Below are 21,546 nucleotides of genomic sequence, written 5' to 3'. Positions count from 1 at the left end.
TCTACCACACTTCCAAAAATAGAAAGATAAGGATACATCTAACAGAGGAAGTGCTTAAAAAATTTTTTTTGAAAGACAAAAGACAGCTATAAACCCTGATATATCAATGTTTCCGGAGGGAGTCTCATCGTTTCCCTACGCCCTTGCGGTATGAATTTCTCGGAATTCCTCAGAAAACCATGTACCACTGAACAAAGAGTTTCCGCTTTTACAAGAGGTGGCTCACAGTTTCCGAGCCACCCAATTGAGTATGAAAAAGAGACAATAATAAGCCCCTATACTCGTCATTCTTCGAGAATAGGGGCTATGTGAACTATGATTTCGTTCCTCTATCATGGTAATGGAATTTCGGAAATGGTGAGACTCTTACAGGAAAGGATAGACTGGCGAGACGCAGAGAAGCGATCCATTTTCAAAATCCCTTTTTTCTAATTCACCACAACGAAACATGGGCAGAACAGAAAAAGCCGCCCGGATGGACGGCTTTCGTTTGATTACATGGACAGTGCTGCGGTTTGCTTGCTTACTGGAGTGATCTCTGTGTTCTGATAGTAATGCTTAATAATGTCTTCATAAGTCTTGCCGTCCTCAGCCATGCCGTTGGCGCCGTATTGGCTCATGCCGACGCCGTGCCCGTAGCCCCTTGTCGTGAAGATCATATGGTCTTCTTTTTGTTCGATGGTGAAGTCGCTTGATTGCAATCCTAACTTCTCGCGGATTTCCCGGCCGGTGAATTTGCTGTCGCCGACTGAGAGTTCAGCTACGCGGCCGCCTGGTGTCTTTGCTAGATTTATATTCTCTATGCCTGAGTCGATCTGGACATTGAGTGCGGTCTCTAAATCAGGGATGGATACTACCTTTTGATCAAAAAATTTAGGGGAGTCTGTGTCCCATGGGCTTTCTACGCTTTTTAAATAGGGGATTTCATTTTCCCAGTAATCTTCTGAGTTCTCGGTGAAACCGTTGCTCGTTGAGAAGAAGGCGGCGGTGATCGGTTCTTCTTCGTAAGTGATGATTTCTCCTGCTGTTTCTTTTACTGCCTGAACGATTCTCGCCTTATTGCTGTTGTATTGGTCCTGCCATAATTCCCTAAGCTCATCGTCGTTTTTGTACACCTGATGCTGGGTGGTGTCTGTGACGTCGGCGGCTTCAGAGTATGGCTGTCCGCCCGTCAGCTGCTGGGTGATGTACGTGCGTGCGGCCAGGGACTGGGCCTTCAGGGCTTCCAGTTCAAAGTTGGCGGGCATTTCGGAGGCGACGACTCCTGCCACGTATTCCTCAAGCGGCACTTCTTCCACTTTTTTGCTGGCACTGCGCATCACCTGGATGGAAAATGGGGAGAGGTTCGCCGGAATCTCCAGGACCGCTTCTTCCTGCGGCTGTGTTTCTTGTACGGTGGCTGTGTCGTTTTTTCCGATGTATGGTGCGACGATGAGGGCAGGTATGAGTAAAATGCCCAAAAAAATGCTGATGATTGCGATGATCCCTATTCGATGGTTTCGCTTCATATCTCGTCCTCCTGAATCATTAGTAGACCTCTCTACTAAATTGTATCCATCCGGAGGCGTTGATAGAACTTAAAAAAGCAATCCCTTTTGAAGAAAAGGAATTGCTTAAGATAAGATATTTTATAAGGTCGATACAGATTCGCTTGCTTCAGTTTGTTCTACATTCGCTTCGTCTTCATTGACCCGCTCGATGTCTGCGCCGAGCAGCTTCAATTTCTCTGCAAAGTCTACATATCCGCGATCCAAGTGCTTAAGTTCTGTCACTCGGGTATAACCGTCAGCTACAAGTCCCGCAAGGATTAACGCAGCTCCAGCTCGTAAGTCTGTCGCTTGTACTTCAGCTCCCTGAAGATCCGTCGGTCCTTCAATGATTACGCTGCGGCCTTCGATTTTCATTTTTGCGTTCATACGGCGGAATTCTTCCACGTGCATGAAACGATTTTCAAAAACGGTTTCTGTAATGACGCTTGTTCCCTGCGCGCTCAGCATAAGAGCCATCATTTGTGACTGCATATCTGTCGGGAAACCAGGGTGCGGCATCGTTTTGATGTCTGTCGCTTTTAACTTGGAAGGTCCAATGACGCGCAGGCCATCTTCTTCTTCCTGGATCGTGACACCCATTTCTTCCATTTTCGCTACGACTGAACGTAAATGTTCATGCATAGCTCCTTGAACTAATACATTTCCACCGGTGATTGCGGCTGCTACCATAAAGGTGCCTGCTTCAATTCGGTCAGGAATAATGTTGTGAGTGGCGCCGTAAAGCTTGTCGACACCATGAATACGAATGGTTTCAGTACCTGCCCCTACGATGTGGGCACCCATTTTATTTAAGTAGTTAGCCAAATCAACAATTTCCGGTTCTTTCGCACAATTCTCAAGAACGGTTTTGCCTTCTGCCAGTGCAGCGGCCATGATGATATTTTCTGTAGCCCCGACACTTGGTACGTCAAAATAAATCTTCGCACCTTTCAGACGGCCTTCTACGTTAGCTTCAATTGTTCCATTACCTACTGTAATCTCAGCTCCCATGGCTTCAAAGCCTTTAAGATGCTGATCCAATGGACGTGATCCGATAGCACAGCCACCAGGCAGTGCAACTTTTGCGTGTCCATAGCGGGCCAATAATGGTCCCATTACAAGCACAGAAGCTCTCATCTTGCGTACATATTCTATAGGAGCTTCTGTTAGTAGTTCTTTAGAAGCGTCGACTGTAACTGTTCTTCCTTCCATGTGAACATCTGCATTCATATGGCGGATCACTTCGTTGATTGTGCGAACGTCAGCGAGAGCTGGTACGTCGTGTAACACACTTTTTCCTTCGCTTGCGATTATACTTGCTGCGATGACAGGCAGTACGGCATTCTTTGCACCTTCAGCTCTTACAGTGCCTTCAAGCTGCCTTCCACCACGGACGATGATTTTTTCCAAAGTTCATTCTCCTCCGCGTCCATATTCATTATTATTAATATTCAGCAGTAAGGATGGGTGTGCCAAATGTGACGTTCGTTACGCTGCCCAAATTTCTCGAAGCGAATTGAACATTCATGGCTCCACTCGGTAACTCAATGGCCCCATCCCATCTTTTCGTGTAACCGGATCTGCTCGTCCAGCTTTCATCTGTCGTTTGTTCAATGTTTGTTATATCGAATGATTGTTGGAATTTCTGATAGAGTAAAACTTCATCAATAATACCATTAATCTCTGTTTTAATGAATGAGTATAAAGTGACATTTGTTGTAAAAATTTGCGCTTTTACTCTATCGCTTAAAAGCACCATATATTGGGATGCTAGTGGTTTTGTACCCTGTGATGTAACGGTGTAAACTACTTCAAAAGAAATGTCTTCAAGTTTGGGAACAATTACCATAAACTCTTCGACAAAGTCCCCATTTTTGTGACGTTTTTCATAGATATATTTAGTGGCTTCTGTCGTGTCTTCCTCTGTTAGTTTATCCGACTGAAACTGTTGCTTTATTTTCTGCTGAGTCTCTTGTAGATATTCGTAGTTGATCGATTCTTTTAGTGTAATATTCAATTCTGTGACTTCCAGTTGTTCATCCTCGGCAAAAGCTGCTAATTCAATTAATGGTGAAATTTCACTCCACCCTTGTGCCGTGGTTTGTGGATGAACACCATTTGCTATTACAATGATTGCCGCTAAACATACCCCTGTCCATTTCATATGTATCTCTCTCCCCGTTCTTCTTTATACTTTCAAGTGTGAACGGAGAATCTTACATTCATACGAAACAATTACTGACATGATTAGACAATGAGTGAATCGATCCCCTTTCTCGAAGCAGCAGCGTCCGCGTACGACTTAAAATAAATACACAAGACTGCCAGACCATTCAATAAGCTGCAAGAAAAAATTACTTACTGAAGTGGCGATAGCAATGGTAATCAGGATCATAAAAACTCGAATTTCAAAGACGTGGTCCTTGCGGAATAACTGCTCAAGATTCACTGCCTGCAAAACCTTCCATGTAATGATGATGAAGATGATATGGGAGGTCATGCTGAGGAGTGCTTCTTCCACGAAATACTGATCCATTTCGTACACCTCGCTAACTTCTCTTCTAAATGACGCTTATATCTCAGAATCACATTTTATGAGTTCATTGTCAACCAGGAGACATTCAATGAAAGCGCTTCGAATGTGACGTTTTTGTGAATGTTTTTTACAGCAGGAAATGTCATTATTATTATTTCCTGCGCAATATTTTTAATTTCCCGGGAAATAGTGACAAGCTAGTCGAATGAGAGGGTATCTAAGGGGCAGTTTTTATAGGTCAATGTGATTTTGTCGATTTTGTTAGTTGTTTGAAGCAGTTCGTTAAATGCGGAAATTTTCCGTTCCATAAATTGAAGCATGAAGGACCGGTGGATCACCCGCTTTCCATGGGCGTACGACCAGCCTCCTTGAGCTAACGCTCTGCAGGGGCTAGCCAGTCCATCCATTCCTGCAGGAGTCTTATCATTTCCAAAACCCCATTATCATATTAGTGAAAAGAAACCGACATTCATTAGTACACAACCAATTATAAAGAGGTCCATTTATGTTCATTACTGCCCAGCAGGCAATAGAACGTTGCTTTAAAATTGACGGCTTTCCTTATAGTGAAATCTAAGTGTGCAGCTTTAAAGAAGCAATTTGGACAAGGATTAACAAGCAGTTTCGTGCATACTCGATAGGTTAAGATCTGAGCGATTTCGAGAAACTAACTAGCGTAAGAGGTGGATGGGAAACGGCGAGACTCCCGCGGGAGAAGGAGCTAGGCGAGATCCCACAGGGCGAAGCCCGAGGAAGCTTGCCAGCATCCCCCGCAGGAAAGCGAGTTGTTTCCCATCCACCTCTATGTTTATATGGCAACGAACCTCGGAATCGTATTTTATTAATAATTACATATTACTGGAAACAAAAAACTGCTTTCGAAATGAAAGCAGTTCTTTTTAAAAATTATTGTCTTTAACGTCTAAACGGTTAATGGCTCGTTTCAAAGCATGCTCGGCTCTTCTGAAGTCGATATCGGCTTGCTTTTCAGCCATACGCTGCTCGGCGCGCTCTTTCGCTTTGCGGGCACGATCGACATCGATATCGGAAGGCTTTTCTGCTGATTGCGCCAGGATAGTCACTTTGTCAGGACGGACTTCAAGAAACCCACCGCTTACGGCAATGCGTTCGGAGCTTCCCTCACCTTTAAGGCGTACCGCGCTGATGGTCAATGGAGCTACCATGGGGATATGTCCAGGAAGGATACCGAGTTCTCCGCTTTCCGCCTTACAGCTGACCATTTGATAGGCGTCTTCTAATACCGGGCCATCAGGAGTGACAACACTCACCGTTAGTGTCTTCATAGCTATTCCTCCTAAGGCAGATCATAAGCGCCGGTGTCAGGCGCTCCGCTTTACGGAACCCCTGAGTGACACTTGCAATGATATGCTTATTGCATTCCTTTTGCTTTTTCGACGACTTCTTCGATGCGCCCCACAAGGCGGAAAGCATCTTCTGGGAGGTCATCGTATTTGCCATCCAAAATCTCACGGAATCCTTTGACTGTTTCGCTTACTGGGACGTATGAACCTTTTTGTCCGGTAAACTGCTCAGCTACGTGGAAGTTCTGAGATAGGAAGAATTGAACACGACGGGCACGGGATACGGTCTGCTTATCTTCGTCAGACAGCTCATCCATTCCCAAAATAGCAATGATATCTTGTAATTCTTTATAACGTTGAAGGGTTTGTTGAACTTCACGAGCTACCTCGTAGTGTTCATCTCCAACGATGTCAGCGTCAAGTGCACGGGAAGTGGAAGCCAGTGGATCCACCGCTGGATAAATCCCCTGCTCTGACAGCTTACGTTCAAGGTTTGTTGTTGCATCCAAGTGAGCGAACGTTGTCGCCGGCGCTGGGTCAGTGTAGTCATCGGCAGGTACATAGATCGCCTGGATCGATGTTACGGAACCTTTGTCAGTAGACGTGATACGCTCCTGAAGCTGACCCATTTCTGTAGCAAGTGTCGGCTGGTAACCTACGGCTGATGGCATACGGCCAAGCAGGGCAGATACCTCAAGACCACCTTGAGTGAAACGGAAGATGTTATCGATGAAGAATAGTACGTCCTGTCCTTGCTCATCACGGAAGTATTCCGCCATTGTAAGACCAGTCAGGGCAACACGCATACGCGCTCCAGGCGGTTCGTTCATCTGACCGAACACCATGGCTGTTTTCGTAATTACTCCTGAATCCTTCATTTCATAATAAAGGTCGTTACCTTCACGTGTACGTTCACCTACACCAGCGAAAACGGAAATACCACCGTGCTCCTGGGCGATGTTATTGATAAGTTCCTGGATCAGAACGGTTTTACCTACTCCGGCGCCACCGAACAGGCCGATTTTACCACCTTTAACGTATGGTGCCAGCAAGTCTACAACTTTAATTCCTGTTTCAAGAATTTCCGTTTCAGTTGCCAGGTTTTCAAATACAGGTGCTAAACGGTGAATCGGGTCGCGGCGAACGTCACTAGGAAGTGGCTCGTCAAGGTCGATATTGTCACCAAGTACGCTGAATACACGGCCAAGTGTTACATCACCTACAGGAACGGCAATAGGTCCGCCTGTGTCGATTACATCTGTTCCACGCTGAACACCTTCAGTTGAAGACATCGCAACGGTACGAACGGAGTTATCTCCTAGGTGAAGGGCTACTTCAAGTGTAAGATCAACGTTTGTTTCGTTTTCTGATTTTGCTACGTAACTTACGTGCAATGCGTTATTTATATCAGGGAGTTGACCGTCGTCGAAAGCTACGTCAACTACCGGTCCCATGATTTGGGTTACGCGTCCTTTACTCATCGTTTTCCCTCCTTACTATTAAGAGAAGCTGTAAGCGCCCTCCTCAGGGTGCTTTATGCTAAACATTCGAACATGAAATTAATGCATGAGAAGCCGAGAACTATTCGAGGGCAGCTGCACCGCCGACGATTTCAGTGATCTCCTGGGTTATTGCAGCCTGACGCGCACGGTTGTAAGAGAGTGAAAGATCGCCGATTAAATCATCAGCATTATCCGTAGCACTCTTCATAGCTGTCATACGTGCCGCGTGCTCACTGGCTTTGCCGTCCAGCAATGCGCCGTAAATAATGCTTTCAGCGTATTGCGGCAGAAGAACTTCCAGAATTTCTTCCTGGTTCGGTTCATATTCGTAAGAGCTTGTAGAGGCTTTGCCTTCTACATTGATATCCGTCAATGGAAGGACCTTTTTCTCGGTCACTTCTTGAGTCATCGCACTTACATAGTGGTTGTAATAAATGAATAGCTGGTCGATTTCACCGTCTGTGAACAGTCTTACCGTTTCCGAAGCGATATCTTTAATATCGGCAAAATCCGGCTGGTCAGAGATCGCGGTAATATCTCTATCGACAGGCATATTACGTTTACGGAAAAAGTCACGCCCGACGCGCCCCATGGTGATCAGTGCATATTCACCAGCTGAACTATGATGCTGGCGGATCTGCTGATACACTTTTCTGAGCACGCTGCTGTTGTAAGCTCCGGCTAGTCCTCGATCCGATGTAATGACAAGATATCCGGTACGTTTAACATCACGAGCTTCGAGCATCGGGTGGCTTGCATCACCACCGCCTGCTGCGATACTTGCAACGACTTCCTGGATCTTTTCACTATAAGGGACGAAGTGACGTGCGTTTTCCTCTGCACGATTAAGTTTTGCGGCGGAAACCATCTCCATCGCTTTCGTAATCTGCTTCGTTTTTTTCGTTGAATTAATCCGACCTTTAATGTCTCTAAGGGATGCCACGCTGTTTCACCACCCTTTCTAGCTTTTTAAGCATTTATGAAGAGTCATTATTCTGAAATGATAAAGGTCTTCTTGAATGCTTCTACAGCTTCATTCATATCATCTGTATCAGCTAATTTACCTGTATTGCGGATTTGAGATAGAAGTTCTTTACGGTTGTTGTCCAACCAGTTATTGAACTCATTTTCAAATCGAGTGACATCTTCTACTGGAATTTCATCTAAATAACCTTGCGTCAATGCGTAAATGATCATAACTTGTTTTTCAACGGCAAGCGGCTGGTGAAGACCTTGTTTCAGTACTTCAACCGTACGTGCACCACGGTTAAGCTTTGCTTGTGTTGATTTGTCAAGATCTGAACCGAACTGGGCAAAGGCTTCCAGCTCACGATAAGACGCTAAGTCCAGACGAAGTGTTCCGGCTACCTTCTTCATGGCTTTGATCTGTGCAGAACCACCTACACGAGATACGGATAGTCCGGCGTTGATCGCTGGACGAACACCTGAGAAGAATAGATCGGACTGCAAGAAGATCTGTCCATCCGTAATTGAGATTACGTTTGTTGGAATATACGCTGATATGTCGCCAGCTTGTGTTTCAACGAAAGGAAGAGCAGTCAGTGACCCTCCGCCTTTAGCATCACTCAGCTTAGCGGCACGCTCTAATAAGCGGGAGTGCAAGTAGAATACATCCCCTGGGAATGCTTCACGGCCTGGCGGACGACGAAGCAGCAAGGAAAGCTCACGGTATGCGGCTGCCTGCTTCGATAAGTCATCGTATACGACAAGAACGTGCTTTCCGTTGTACATGAAATCTTCACCAAGTGTAACTCCAGCATAAGGAGCAAGGTAAAGAAGCGGTGCAGGCTGCGATGCACTTGCTGTTACAACGATTGTGTAATCAAGAGCGCCATGGCGGCGAAGTGTTTCTACTGTGCCACGAACGGTTGATTCTTTTTGACCGATGGCTACGTAGATACAAATCATATCCTGGTCATGCTGGTTCAAAATGGCATCTACCGCTACAGACGTTTTACCAGTCTGACGGTCACCGATGATCAATTCACGCTGTCCACGACCGATTGGTACTAGAGCGTCAATCGCTTTGATTCCTGTTTGAAGCGGCTCGTCTACGGATTTACGATCCATTACACCTGGTGCAGCGGATTCGATCGGACGAGTTCTCGTCGTTTCAATCGGACCCTGGCCATCAACTGGCTGTCCAAGAGGGTTCACGACACGTCCAAGCATAGCCTCACCTGTAGGAATCTGCATGATGCGTCCTGTACGACGAACTTCATCGCCTTCTTTAATATCTGTAAATGGTCCCAAAATGACAAGACCGACATTACTTTCTTCTAAGTTCTGTGCCATACCCATGACACCGTTTGAGAATTCAACAAGCTCCCCGGCCATACAATTATCCAGACCGTGAGCACGTGCGATACCGTCACCTACTTCGATAACTGTACCTACGTCAGTGACTTCAATATCTGATTCGTAGTTTTCAATTTGCTGTTTGATCAGCGCACTGATTTCTTCAGCTTTGATGCTCATGCCATTTCACCCCTATCGTCTATTATTCGTAGAAACTAACTGGCGTTCAATCCGGTTAAGCTTCCCACTGACAGAACCATCAAAAATGCGATTACCGACACGAAGACGGATACCGCCAAGAATGGACGGCTCGACAATGTTTGTCAGGTTAAGTGATTGCTTGCCCACTTTAGGAGCAAACGTTTCTGAAATACGTTGCTTTTCCACTTCAGACAGTGGATTCACGGAATACACGGTTGCATCGGCAATCCCTTTTACATCGTTCATCTTTAAGATGAAGTGATCCGCCATTTCCGGAATGATCTCTTCACGGTGACGATCGATCAGCAGCATAAGGGTGTTGAGCGTTTCCTTGGAAAAGCCTTTCAAAGTATCGCTTAAAAGCTGCTTCTTCTGACCCGCCGTTAAGCGAGGATGCTTAAGGAATTTGACCAGCTCTTCATTACTTAAGAAAATCTCACGTAATGTGCGAAGTTCTGTTTCGATTTGATCGAGCTTTAATTTTTCCTGTCCGAGTTGAAAGAGAGCGGTTGCGTAACGTTTCGCAATGATCGTGTCACTCATCGCTCTTCTCCTGCCTCATTGATATATTGGCTGATCAATTCCTGCTGATCTTTCTCAGAAAGTTCTTTCTCAATCACTTTCGAAGCGATCATCACGGACATTGAAGCCACTTGATCTTTAAGAACTTGAACGGCTTTATCGCGCTCCTGCTCAATTTCCTGACGAGCAGAAACTTTGATACGTTCTGCTTCTTTTTTCGCAGACTCAACGATATCACGCTCTTGCTGAGAAGCTGTCTTACGAGCATCCTCAATTATATTCTGTGCGTCTTGACGCGTCTTTTTCAACTCTTCAGAAGCTTCACGATGTTGAATCGCTGCTTCTTCACGACTTTTTTCAGCTGTTTCGATTTCATTGGCAATGTAGTCTTCACGATCTTTCATCATCGTCATCAACGGACCCCAAGCAAACTTTCTAAGTAACGCTAGAAGCACGATGAAGAAGAATAACTGAGCGACCATGTCGCCTAACTGGAAACCTGCAGCACCCAGGGCTAAATTCGAAGTTAATCCTTGCACAGTTGTCACTCCTTTCCAAAAAAAAGCAGATAAGAAAAGCGGAGGCGCTTTGTTCAGCCGGGACAAGCATAAGACAAGCGGTGCAGTGAAGCGTTTTTTCTTCACGGAAGCGATTGACTTATGACCTCGAGCGGCTAAGCGCCGTAGCTAGACGTTAGAAAAGCGGCGAGGGGCGGTTATGGCTGCCCTCAAAGCTAGACATTACAAAAGCGGAAGCCTATGTAGACCCCTCTACTATACAGTCAGACAATAGAAAATTCGGCAGAAGCCGAAGTTTTATTTTTCAAAAACGAGGGTATTCACAACGCGTACCCTATAAAGAAAGACATAAAGGAATGGCGAGGTTCAACACTATGAACTTCGCCACGATTCACCTTTACTGTCCCATTACGATAAATGCAATAACAACGCCGATGATTGGAACGGCCTCAACTAGTGCAACACCGATGAACATTGTTGTTTGAAGCGCACTACGCAATTCTGGTTGACGCGCAATACCCTCAACTGTACGACTTACGATTAGACCGTTACCAATACCAGCACCAAGTGCCGCCAAACCTACTGCGATTGCAGCTGCTAATAGACCCATAATGAAAATCCTCCTCATATTGTGTGAAAAAATTTTTTATGCTTTTATAATTAATGGTCGTCGCTCACCTTATGAGACATATAAACCATCGTTAACATAACGAAAATAAACGCCTGAATGAAACCGATGAATGTACTGAAGCCCATCCACGCTATCATTGGCAGGGTGGCTCCTAAGAAGCCTAAGAAGCTTGTTGTCGCAAGTCCTACTAGTAAGGAAAGTAGAATTTCACCTGCGTAAATGTTCCCGTATAGACGCAGACCAAGCGTCAGAGTGTTTGAGAACTCTTCAATAATCTTAAATGGCAGTAAGAAAGGCAGTGGTCTGATAAATCCTTTACTGTACTCGCTGCCGCCTTTCAGCTTAACCCCGTAGTAGTGCGTTAAACTGATGACCATTACGGCTAAGGTCATGGTAATGCCGGGATCCGCTGTCGGTGATTTCCACCAGAGCTCATGACCAACGATTCCGTTCGTGACGACCCCGAGCATATTCGAGATAAATATGTAGGCGAAAAGTGTAAGCCCTAAAGGAAGGAAGAGCCGGCCTGTACGCCAATCCATATTCGAACCGATAATCCCTTTGATGAAATCAATCAGCCATTCCATAAAGTTCTGGAAACCTTTCGGGTTACGCTGCATGTTCCTTGTGGCTGCGACCCCTAGAATGAATACAATTAATGAAGCAACAAACATCATTAATACGTTGGATAAGTTGAAACTCAACCATGGGATTCCAAACGCCTGCTCCCATATCGGTGATTCGTGATCCAATCTGTTCACCTCTCTTCCATCATGCTAATCTGTTGATTTGTTGAACAGGTAATCTATTGAAATGACAAGGTAGGCTGTCATTAAGCCCAATACTACCGAAATCAGGTGGAAATGTTCTTCAAACTGAAGGGCGATCACTACGGCTAACGCGCCGGAAGCGAGTCGCGTAAATGTACCGATTCCTCTAGTGGTGTGGTTGTTTGCTGTGGATTCACCAAATTTCTGAATCTTCCGCTGCATTAACCAGAGGTTGTAGAAACTAAGGATGCTTCCTAAGAGAAGCCCGAGGAAAACCGGCTGCCAGGGTGTGATTCCCCAGCCTAAAACGAGTACTGCCAGAAGGTAGAACATCCATTTCCGCTGACGGGCTATCATCTGTTGATAATCTTCCAAGTTAATCGTCTCCCGTGTACGCTCGTACTAAATGAATGGTTCCGTATGTACCTGCTCCTACTCCCAGGAATATACCTAAGATCAGGAATAGTGGACCTGTGGAAAATTGGCCGTCCACCCACTTTCCCATGTAAACCCCGACTAGTGGTCCGCCTGCTAGTTGAGACACGATCGCGCTTGTTAATGCCATCGCTTGAAACGGTGATTGTGAGTGCTTCACTATAACACCTCTTCTGTCATTTGAAAAAGAGTGAGGTTATGTATGAAAACCTTATCATTCCACACTATGTAAGAATACAATAGGGGTACTTTGATGTCAATGTGTTTGGGGCCGAAAGTACAAATGTCCGACACGAAATTATCACATTTTTGACACATTTTCTGAAAATTCGCCGAACTGGGTTTGACAACTAAAAAATGACAATAAAAACAGCCGCTTAAAACGGCTGTCTGTTTCGTGATTTTCTTTAATTTTTGACTATGTTAAAGGTGGTTGTTGATATTGAAAAGTGAGTTATTCAACAATATGGCTGGATAGCGGAAGACGCGTTTTCGAGACATTTGATGAGAGGATCAGGGCGGCGGGGAATGACTCGCTTTCCTTGGGAGCGCGGTGAGCTTCCTCGGTCGTCCCGTCCTGCGGGATCTCACCAAGCACTCTTTTCCCACAGGAGTCTCCCCATTCCCCGCCGCCCCTCACTATATATGCGCTACTCGAAATCCACTTAATTAAGAAAATTCTTAATTAAAGAGGGAGAATAACACCCTGGAGCAACGGTTAAAATTTATCCCACAATTCGATAGAGGTGAAAACGCACCCTTTTATCAAGAAAGAGATCTTCTATATGCCTGTCGTTTGAGAAGATAGCGCTATACATCAAGGTTTTTAGCATAGGACACTTGTTATGAAAATCAGCAAATGTTTGCTTTTTCTTGAAGCGGTTTCGAGATACTTATCAGGCAGAGGGGCGGAGGGAAACGGTGAGACTCCTGGGGGAGGAGCGGGACAGGTGAGACCCCGGAGAGCGAAGCTCGAGGAGGCTCAGCGCCCGCCCCCCGGAAAGCGATCCGTTTCCCGGTGCCCCTAAATTCTCATTATAGCTCGAAACTGAGTCTTCAAGAATAGGGAGCTTATATGAATAGAAACACGGAACTTTACCATGGCGCCGCTTCGCTTTCTCAGGAACTGAAGAAATATTACTGCCCGTCCATTATTGAAACTGGATCTGGAATGGATAGCTAAACGTTTCCCCTTCAATTGTCACAGTCACTACTGCAACGTAAGACCCTTCGAAATCGTCACTCATATCGAGTTCGATTTCTCCTTCATTCATTCCTTCTTCGAGATCCTCAAGTTCCAGAAGATTACCTTGATGGAACATCGTCCCGGCTCGATAGAGATCGATACTCAAATGATCGACCGCTTCGGACAAATTGAAACGGTACGTCAAATCCGCTTTCGTTTCCCAGTCTTTATAAAGCTCGAATCCGGATACTTTTTCATAATCCGATGTATCCATCATGAACAAGTAAGGAAGATTGTACTCTTGATTGCCGCTTTCCACCTCGATATAGCCTTCATGGACACCGTCTTTCACAAAAGACTTCGTCATCTGCACTTCGATCGGTACTTGTTTTTCTTCACCAGGCGCCAGGGAAAAGCTTGCCGGAACTGTCCAGGCTAAGCCGGTTTGCTTAGACGGCTGTTTCATACGAACCGTCTGTGAAACGTCCCCCTGGTTCTCTACAGTCACTTGAATCTTTTTCCGAAAAAAATCTTCGTCCACTTTTCCGAAGTTGAGCGCTCCGGGGTTGATCCATAATTCGGGGTCAAGCGCAGCTTCAGGGTTTACGTACCCTGCTCCCTGCTCAGTCGGAGGCAGCGTTTCCTCCTTGCCCTCAAGCAAATCGGCCGAACTCATGATCGACGTTTTAATATCAGCCGGGGACCAATCGGGATGTGCTTCTTTAAGAAGAGCCGCCACGCCTGCGATGTGTGGAGCGGCCATGCTTGTGCCTTGAAGGGCCTGATAACCTCCGGGAACGGTGCTGATGACATTTACGCCCGGCGCAAGGACATCAGGCTTTACGTTCCAGTTCGAAGTCACAGGACCGCGTGAGCTGAACGGTGCAATCGTGTGGTCCGCTTGGGTTTGCTCAGTTTCCAGCCACTGATCGGCTGCGATTCCTTTCTCTCTCAGCCAGTCCCCTTCTGATTTCGTGACGGCGGCTACCGGTATAGGCAATTTCAAGCCGTCAATCGAACCCTGGAGCGGTTCATCCTCTGTGTTCACAATCAGTACGGCTTCCGCTCCTTTTAAATAAGCCGCTTTCGCTTTTTCTGCAAAACTTGTGCCACCGCGCGGAACGAGAACGATTTTTCCACTTAATCGCCCGTCGGCCATCTCAGCTAAAGGGTATTTCCTCGTAAGATCCCATGGCTTCGATCCTTGTAAAAGCTGAACGCCCAGCTTTTCGTCCTCACCTTTGATCGTCAGCACCGGATGTTCGGCAGGAAGCGCTGAAGCTCCGACCGTGATCGCATTCGGGGAGGTTGCGGGTGAACCGATCGTCCACGTATCGGGTCCCGCGTTGCCCGCGGCTACAATGACCGTCGTCCCTAGCTCAATCGCCCGATCGACCGCTTTTGTCGTCGGCCAATCCGGGCCATTGACGTCGTTGCCGAGAGACAGGTTGATCACATCCATCCCTTCCTTAACAGCTTCTTCAATCGCCGCAATCACCTGGACCGATGATCCCATTCCTCCAGGACCGAGCGCCCGGTAAGCGTATAGTTCCGCATCAGGTGCAACGCCCTTCATATCACCATTCGCCGCAATGACACCCGCCACGTGCGTCCCATGCAGCGTCGCTCCATCCTCCATCGTTTCCATCGGATCGTCATCAAAATCGATCAAATCAAAGCCGCCCTTGTAATTAAGCTGCAAATCCGGGTGCGTGTAATCGACTCCCGTATCAATTACTCCTACTTTCACACCTTCTCCTGTAAAAGTCGTGTCCGGCCTGAGTGTATCCGTCGTTAACTCTATGCCGCGGGAACTCAGCTGCGTCTCTTGTGTTCTGTATATTTGTTCAGGGTATTGATTAGCGACTTCGCTGAGGCGAGCAATTTTTTCTAATTCCTGCGGAGTCCCTTTGACGGCAATACCGTTAAAGATCGTTTCATACTCTGCGACGACTTCAAGTCTAGGAAGCCTGGAGCTGATATGCTGCTTGAACTCGGCGGCTGTTGTGTCTTTTAATTCAAGAATAATTGTGATTTCTTCGTTTGGATCAGGCTGTCTGAAGCCTGTCAGCAGGGTGATTGTCAGGAGGATGGCGGCGAGTTTTAGCAGCATGATGGGTGTGGCTCCTTTTTTAACGTAGTGTGTGTTTTTCACGAGGAGTTATGCGCTCATGGATGGTTCCGTCGTTTTTCGAGGAGAGAATACTGTTACTTTTAAATGAAAAGCTATGTTAAAGGTGGTTGTTAATATTGATAAGTGAGGCATTCAAGATTATGGAAGGATTGTGGAAGACATGATTTCAAGATAATCTGGGTTCGTTGCCCTATTATGAGTCAGGGGTGGTTGGGAAGCTACTCGCTTTCCTGTGGGGGAAGTGGCGAGCTTCCTCGGGCCTGCAGCCCTGTGGGATCTCGCCTACCTCCTTCTCCCACGGGAGTCTCGCATCTTCCCAACCACCCCAGTCGAAATAGAATGAACGAACCCATTTTCCATAAAGAGCTACTTCCACTTATCCTGAAACATAGACATGTTGCCTTCTATAGAAAAGTTTTCAGCATGTGACACTTGTTACAAGGCCACAATAGTAACTTTTAAATGGAGCTGTTCCTCAAGTTGTAGCATGGTGCAACGGAAGTTTTCGTTCAGCATATTCATCGCAAAGAGCTCCGGGAAATGGCTAGACTCCTGTGGGAAAAGAGTGCTTGGTGAGACCCCGGAGAGCGTTAGCTCGAGGAGGCTCACTGCGCTCCCACGGAAAGCGAGTCATTTCCCGGAGCTCTACCTACTATCAAACATAACGGAAACAGTCCAGACGTCTCGAAACGGAGTCTTCCACTAAAGCTGATATGAATGTCAACAAGGAACTTCAACAAAGCCAAATAAAAAAACAGCCTCTCCATATGGAAAGACTGCATCTCTTTGATCTTTATTCTGTTTCAAAAGCGTCCGGCTTATCCTCACGCTCTTTGAAAAAATAGCGGATCGCTTCGGCAATACGCACAGAAGCCTGGCCGTCGCCGTATGGATTGGAGGCGCGGGACATGGCTTTGTGCTTCGTATCGTCACTTAACAGCTCATCCGCTAGGCGGAAGATGTTATCTTCATCCGTTCCGGCTAGCTTCAAAGTGCCCGCTTCAATGCCTTCAGGACGTTCAGTCGTATCGCGTAAAACGAGCACAGGCACGCCTAAAGAAGGAGCCTCCTCCTGTACACCGCCTGAATCCGTCAATATCAAATGAGCGCGGGAGGCGAAGTTGTGGAAATCGATGACATCAAGCGGTTTAATCAGCTTGATTCTTTCGTCGTTCCCTAAAATTTCGTCCGCTGTTTCTTGTACGACAGGGTTCAAGTGAACAGGATACACGACTTCCACATCATCGTGCGTCTCGACTAAACGTTTGATGGCACGAAACATCTGCTTCATATTCCGGCCGAGATTCTCTCGTCGGTGGGCAGTCATTAAAATGAGACGCTTATCACCAATCTTATCAAGAACTTCAGAAGTATAGTCTTTTGCAACGGTCGTTTTCAATGCGTCAATCGCTGTGTTCCCGGTCACAAAAATAGAATCGGCGGATTTATTTTCGGCGAGCAGATTGTCACGCGATTGGTTCGTCGGCGCAAAATGCAGATCCGCCATCGCGCCTGTGAGCTGACGGTTCATTTCTTCCGGATAAGGCGAGTACTTGTCCCACGTTCTAAGGCCGGCTTCGACGTGTCCGACGGGAATCTGGTTGTAATAGGCCGCAAGCGATGCGGCAAACGTTGTCGTCGTATCACCGTGAACGAGCACGATATCCGGTTTCGTTTCTTTCATGACGCCGTCCAGCCCCTCAAGCGCTCGTGTAGTGACTTGCGACAGCGTTTGACGATCCTTCATAATGTTCAAATCAAAATCAGGTTCAATGCTGAAAATGTTCAAAACTTGATCAAGCATCTGTCTATGCTGAGCGGTCACCGTGACGATGGGTTCAAATTGCTCAGACCTTTTTTTCAACTCTAAGACTAGAGGGGCCATTTTGATGGCTTCTGGACGGGTGCCGAATATCGTCATGACTTTAATCATAATTATTTCGTGCCGAACAGGCGGTCGCCAGCGTCTCCGAGGCCTGGTACGATGTAGCCTTTTTCGTTCAATTTGTCGTCCATGGCGGCCAGGTAGATGTCTACGTCCGGGTGGGCTTTTTGAACTGCTTCGGCTCCTTCAGGTGCTGCTACGATACACATGAGACGGATTTGGCGGGCTCCGCGTTTTTTCAGGGATTCGATCGCTTCGTTGGCGGATCCTCCTGTCGCAAGCATTGGATCGATGACGATCAGTTCGCGCTCTTCGATGTCGCTTGGAAGCTTGACGTAGTATTCTACGGGCTGCAGTGTTTCTGGATCTCTATATAGTCCGACGTGACCGACTTTGGCAGCTGGAATAAGTTTGATGATTCCGTCCACCATGCCTAAACCGGCGCGGAGGATGGGAACGAGACCGATTTTCTTCCCTGTCAATACGTGCGCTTTTGCATTATCCACTACGGGTGTGTCGATTTCTACATCTTCGAGGGGCAGGTCGCGAGTAATTTCGAATGCCATTAGTGCGGCTACTTCATCGACGAGCTGGCGGAAATCTTTCGTTCCTGTCTCTTTTTTCCGTATGTGTGTCAGCTTATGTTGAATTAATGGATGGTCCAATACGTATACTTTTCCCATGTCAGTCACTCCTTTTAATAAATTGCATCCCGCTAATTGTACAGAAAATGTCGATAAAGAGCAAGGGGGACAAGGTCGCACTTCGGGCTGGGAAATGTCTTACTTTATAAAAAGTTATACATGCTTTTTCAAATTAAATAAGTATCTTATATAGCTTCATTCCGATCGCTAAATGATGGACGGGACGGAGGGGAACGAGTCGCTTTCCGCGGGCGTGCGCTGAGCCTCCTCGGACTTCGTCCTCCGGGGTCTCACCCTGCACTTACCATCCCGCAGGAGTCTCCCCGTTCCCCTCCGCCCCTTACTATAAAAGTGGATCGGAATGTCTGTTTTTTTCAAGAAGTGGATCATGCGACACTTCCGATAGAAGGAGAAACCCCACGCAGATCTAAATCTGGAAGCTCGTCTTCCACTCCATCTTTAAAAGTTCCTTTTTTCGAAGCAAAGACAACGAAGGAAGCATACATGATAAAGTGTGGAGACTCTAGAAAAATATCCTTTAATACTTAGAGTAAAAGTCTACTCTACTCCGAAAAATAACCAATAAAAAACCCACCTGCATCAGGTGGGTTTCATCGTCTATTTATGGCGTGCTTGGCATTAGTGATTGGTAGAGTGGGAAGCGTGAAGTCAGGTCGCTTACGCGTTCTGTTGCTTCTTTTAGTTTGTCTTCGTTGTCATGGTTTTTCAGAGTGAAAGCGATAAGTTCGCCTACTTCTTTCATTTGTTCTTCTTCAAAACCGCGGCTGGTCACAGCGGCGGTTCCTACACGAATACCGCTCGTTGTAAATGGTCCTTCTGGATCGAATGGAATCGTGTTTTTGTTCGTTGTGATTCCGACAGCATCGAGTGCTTTTTCAGCTACTTTACCAGTGAGTCCCAGCTCACGAAGGTCAAGCAATAACAGATGGTTATCGGTTCCGCCTGAGACGATGCGCACGCCGTTTTCGGACAGCGTTTCACCTAGCTGCTTGGCGTTTTTGATAATTTGACGGGAGTATTGTTTGAAATCCGGCTGCAGCGCTTCTTTGAAAGAAACGGCTTTAGCTGCGATGATGTGCATCAGCGGGCCGCCCTGCATGCCTGGGAATACGGATTTGTCGATTTTCTTAGCGAATTCTTTTTCACAGAAAATCATACCGCCGCGTGGGCCGCGAAGCGTTTTGTGTGTTGTTGTTGTCACAAACTGGGCGTGAGGCACTGGGTTAGGGTGTAAGCCAGTGGCTACAAGACCTGCGATGTGCGCCATATCAACCATCAAGTAGGCTCCGACTTCATCAGCGATTTCTCTGAACTTGGCAAAATCGATTTCACGAGGGTATGCGCTCGCTCCAGCTACGATCAGCTTCGGCTTCACTTCCTTCGCTTTTTCTAAAACGGCGTCATAATCGATGCGCTCGTCTTTTTCAGTAACACCGTACTCTTCAAAATTGTAAAGTGTTCCACTGAAGTTGACCGGGCTTCCGTGCGTCAAGTGACCGCCGTGGCTCAGGTTCATACCTAAAACTGTGTCGCCCGGCTCAAGGACTGTGAAGTACACGGCCATATTGGCTTGTGCGCCGGAGTGAGGCTGGACGTTTGCGTGTTCTGCTCCGAAAAGTTCTTTCGCACGATCTCTTGCCAGATTTTCAGCAACGTCGACGTGCTCACACCCTCCGTAGTAACGGCGTCCAGGGTACCCTTCTGCATATTTATTCGTCAGTACGGAACCCATCGCTTCCATGACAGCTTCTGATACGAAGTTCTCTGACGCGATCAGTTCGATATTGTTTTGTTGACGATTTTTCTCATCCATAATGGAGTTGTACAGTTCAGCATCCGCATGTTTTACATGTTGCATAGTAAAAAATTCCCCTCTCCGATTCCAAATTCTTAATTCCTAGCATTCATAAACTGCTCGTGCGCCTCCGATAAGCGGCGGGCGTGTTCGAGCGACCGTGACGTGTGCGTGACCAATGGACTTCTGTTCGATGCGAAGGGGTACAGCGACCCGCTTCAAATGCATGCCAATCAACGTATCTCCTATATCCACTCCACCTTGCGCTGTAACGGACTCCACAAGTACTGGGTCGTCCATATGTTTGAACGCATAAGAAGCCATAGATCCTCCGGCCTTGGCTACAGGGACTGCTGTCACTTCTGTAAATCCATAGGCTTGTTGGACTTTGCGCTCTACGACGAGCGAGCGGTTCAAATGCTCACAGCACTGAAAGGCGAGTTCGGCACCTGATTGTTTGGAGAACTTCTGCCATTCCTCGAAGATTACTTCAGCAATGGCTTCACTGCCAGCTGTTCCGATTCGTTCGCCGGCAACTTCACTCGTGGAGCAACCAACAACAAATAAGCCGTCCTTCATGTGTCCGGTTTCCAGCAATTGACGGGCCACTGAGGCTGTGTCATGCTGGATGGCTTTTACATCTGCCACTTTGGTCATCTCCTTTTTTTGAAAAATGATTCATCCGTGACGTATGATTTCCCAACAACTAACAGTCATCCTGATCCGTTATCCATCTATTCTATTACTTATTCTCGTATTCGGCAATCTTATTGATACGATTTTTGTGGCGGCCTGCCTCAAATTCGTTTTGCATCCATGTTTTTGCGATTTCACTTGCAAGTCCTGGGCCGATGACGCGCGCTCCCATGCATAACACGTTTGAATCGTTGTGTTGGCGGGTGACTTTTGCCGTGAAAAGGTCGTGTACAAGCGCGGCACGTATGCCAGGTACTTTATTTGCGGAGATCGACATGCCGATGCCTGTTCCGCATATGAGAATCGCTCTGTCGAATTCGCCGGAAGCTACCCGTTCTGCTGCCGGAATCCCATAATCGGGATAGTCGACGGAGCCTTCACAATCGCAGCCGATATCTTCGAATTCCACGCCCAACTCTTTAAGAACCTCAGCTATTTCAAGGCGAAGGTTTACGCCTCCATGATCTGAAGCTAAAATGACTTTCATGCTCTTGCCACTCTCCTCTGTCCAATAATCACTTTATCCTTTTTATAGTGACAGGTCTTTAAAGCTGTGTCAATTGAACAAAAAGCTTATTCTTCCAAGTTTTTTCATTTTTTCCAAAGAGCTGTTTTTCCGATCCTGAGGAAAGAGCTTGAAGGTCCGGGGAATTGACTAGGTTTCGGGATAATCGGGGCTCGTTGCCCTATTAAGAGTCAGGGGTTGTTGGGAAGCTACTCGCTTTCCTGTGGGGGAAGTGGCGAGCTTCCTCGGGCTTGCAGCCCTGTGGGATCTGGATTGTCAACACAAAACTAGACAATTTCATTAAGGTGTTTCTTCTTGAATTCTATAGGACTAAGGTAGTTGAGAGTGCCATGAATTCGAATATAATTGTACCAGTGGACATAATCAAATAAAGC

The 21,546-nt window shown here is 46.7% G+C and carries 21 protein-coding genes; all 21 read right to left on the bottom strand.

What is annotated here, in order from left to right; genetic code table 11:
- Positions 1-494: 494 nt before the first annotated feature.
- Positions 495-1,508: a stage II sporulation protein D gene (spoIID, locus tag LF817_RS19040; RefSeq protein WP_253937395.1), complete on the bottom strand. Its 1,014-nt coding sequence runs from the start codon at positions 1,506-1,508 to the stop codon at positions 495-497.
- A gap of 120 nt (positions 1,509-1,628) precedes the next feature.
- Positions 1,629-2,939 (bottom strand): UDP-N-acetylglucosamine 1-carboxyvinyltransferase, encoded by a 1,311-nt coding sequence (gene murA / locus LF817_RS19035; RefSeq protein WP_253937394.1) that lies wholly within the window; start codon positions 2,937-2,939, stop codon positions 1,629-1,631.
- Positions 2,940-2,973: 34 nt separating this feature from the next.
- Positions 2,974-3,693 carry a YwmB family TATA-box binding protein gene (locus LF817_RS19030; RefSeq protein WP_253937393.1) on the bottom strand — a complete coding sequence of 240 codons (720 nt, stop codon included), beginning with the start codon at positions 3,691-3,693 and terminating at the stop codon, positions 2,974-2,976.
- A 138-nt stretch (positions 3,694-3,831) separates the two neighbouring features.
- Positions 3,832-4,065 carry a DUF1146 family protein gene (locus tag LF817_RS19025; protein ID WP_253937392.1) on the bottom strand — a complete coding sequence of 78 codons (234 nt, stop codon included), beginning with the start codon at positions 4,063-4,065 and terminating at the stop codon, positions 3,832-3,834.
- A gap of 899 nt (positions 4,066-4,964) precedes the next feature.
- A complete protein-coding gene (locus LF817_RS19020) occupies positions 4,965-5,369 on the bottom strand; it encodes a F0F1 ATP synthase subunit epsilon (protein WP_253937391.1) in 405 nt (134 codons plus the stop codon).
- Positions 5,370-5,455: 86 nt separating this feature from the next.
- Positions 5,456-6,868: a F0F1 ATP synthase subunit beta gene (gene atpD / locus LF817_RS19015; RefSeq protein ID WP_253937390.1), complete on the bottom strand. Its 1,413-nt coding sequence runs from the start codon at positions 6,866-6,868 to the stop codon at positions 5,456-5,458.
- 100 nt (positions 6,869-6,968) lie between these two features.
- On the bottom strand, positions 6,969-7,832 hold the full coding sequence (gene atpG, locus LF817_RS19010; protein WP_253937389.1) for an ATP synthase F1 subunit gamma: 864 nt from the start codon (positions 7,830-7,832) through the stop codon (positions 6,969-6,971).
- A 47-nt stretch (positions 7,833-7,879) separates the two neighbouring features.
- The gene (atpA, locus tag LF817_RS19005) at positions 7,880-9,388 is read right to left on the bottom strand and encodes a F0F1 ATP synthase subunit alpha (protein ID WP_253937388.1); all 1,509 of its coding nucleotides are present in this window, start codon (positions 9,386-9,388) and stop codon (positions 7,880-7,882) included.
- 12 nt (positions 9,389-9,400) lie between these two features.
- A complete protein-coding gene (locus LF817_RS19000; protein WP_253937387.1) occupies positions 9,401-9,952 on the bottom strand; it encodes a F0F1 ATP synthase subunit delta in 552 nt (183 codons plus the stop codon).
- The gene (gene atpF, locus LF817_RS18995; protein ID WP_253937386.1) at positions 9,949-10,470 is read right to left on the bottom strand and encodes a F0F1 ATP synthase subunit B; all 522 of its coding nucleotides are present in this window, start codon (positions 10,468-10,470) and stop codon (positions 9,949-9,951) included. The genes LF817_RS19000 and atpF overlap by 4 nt, the downstream gene beginning before the upstream one ends.
- A 376-nt stretch (positions 10,471-10,846) precedes the next feature.
- Entirely contained in the window at positions 10,847-11,059 is a 213-nt protein-coding gene (gene atpE / locus LF817_RS18990; protein WP_026799008.1) for a F0F1 ATP synthase subunit C, read from the bottom strand.
- Between the two features lie 50 nt (positions 11,060-11,109).
- Complete coding sequence (gene atpB, locus LF817_RS18985) at positions 11,110-11,832, bottom strand: F0F1 ATP synthase subunit A (RefSeq protein WP_253937385.1); 723 nt, start codon at positions 11,830-11,832, stop codon at positions 11,110-11,112.
- A 24-nt stretch (positions 11,833-11,856) separates the two neighbouring features.
- Entirely contained in the window at positions 11,857-12,225 is a 369-nt protein-coding gene (locus LF817_RS18980) for an ATP synthase subunit I (RefSeq protein WP_253937384.1), read from the bottom strand.
- A 1-nt stretch (position 12,226) separates the two neighbouring features.
- Positions 12,227-12,415, bottom strand: coding sequence for an AtpZ/AtpI family protein (locus LF817_RS18975; protein WP_256558379.1), 189 nt, complete (start codon positions 12,413-12,415; stop codon positions 12,227-12,229).
- Positions 12,416-13,436: 1,021 nt separating this feature from the next.
- A complete protein-coding gene (locus LF817_RS18970) occupies positions 13,437-15,584 on the bottom strand; it encodes a S8 family serine peptidase (RefSeq protein WP_253937382.1) in 2,148 nt (715 codons plus the stop codon).
- A gap of 814 nt (positions 15,585-16,398) precedes the next feature.
- The gene (gene wecB, locus LF817_RS18965) at positions 16,399-17,538 is read right to left on the bottom strand and encodes a non-hydrolyzing UDP-N-acetylglucosamine 2-epimerase (RefSeq protein ID WP_253937381.1); all 1,140 of its coding nucleotides are present in this window, start codon (positions 17,536-17,538) and stop codon (positions 16,399-16,401) included.
- Positions 17,539-17,540: 2 nt separating this feature from the next.
- Positions 17,541-18,173: a uracil phosphoribosyltransferase gene (upp, locus tag LF817_RS18960; RefSeq protein ID WP_253937380.1), complete on the bottom strand. Its 633-nt coding sequence runs from the start codon at positions 18,171-18,173 to the stop codon at positions 17,541-17,543.
- A gap of 583 nt (positions 18,174-18,756) precedes the next feature.
- A complete protein-coding gene (locus LF817_RS18955) occupies positions 18,757-20,013 on the bottom strand; it encodes a serine hydroxymethyltransferase (protein ID WP_253937379.1) in 1,257 nt (418 codons plus the stop codon).
- 39 nt (positions 20,014-20,052) lie between these two features.
- On the bottom strand, positions 20,053-20,607 hold the full coding sequence (locus LF817_RS18950) for a TIGR01440 family protein (RefSeq protein ID WP_371925106.1): 555 nt from the start codon (positions 20,605-20,607) through the stop codon (positions 20,053-20,055).
- 85 nt (positions 20,608-20,692) lie between these two features.
- A complete protein-coding gene (gene rpiB / locus LF817_RS18945) occupies positions 20,693-21,133 on the bottom strand; it encodes a ribose 5-phosphate isomerase B (protein ID WP_253937378.1) in 441 nt (146 codons plus the stop codon).
- Between the two features lie 305 nt (positions 21,134-21,438).
- On the bottom strand, positions 21,439-21,546 hold a 108-nt coding region (locus tag LF817_RS18940; RefSeq protein ID WP_253935032.1), incomplete at its 5' end, for an IS3 family transposase.

Origin of the sequence: Halobacillus sp. A1, assembly GCF_024189295.1 — a bacterium.
Taxonomy (GTDB): Bacteria; Bacillota; Bacilli; order Bacillales; family Halobacillaceae; genus Halobacillus_A.
This window is presented reverse-complemented; position numbering and strand designations above follow the sequence as displayed.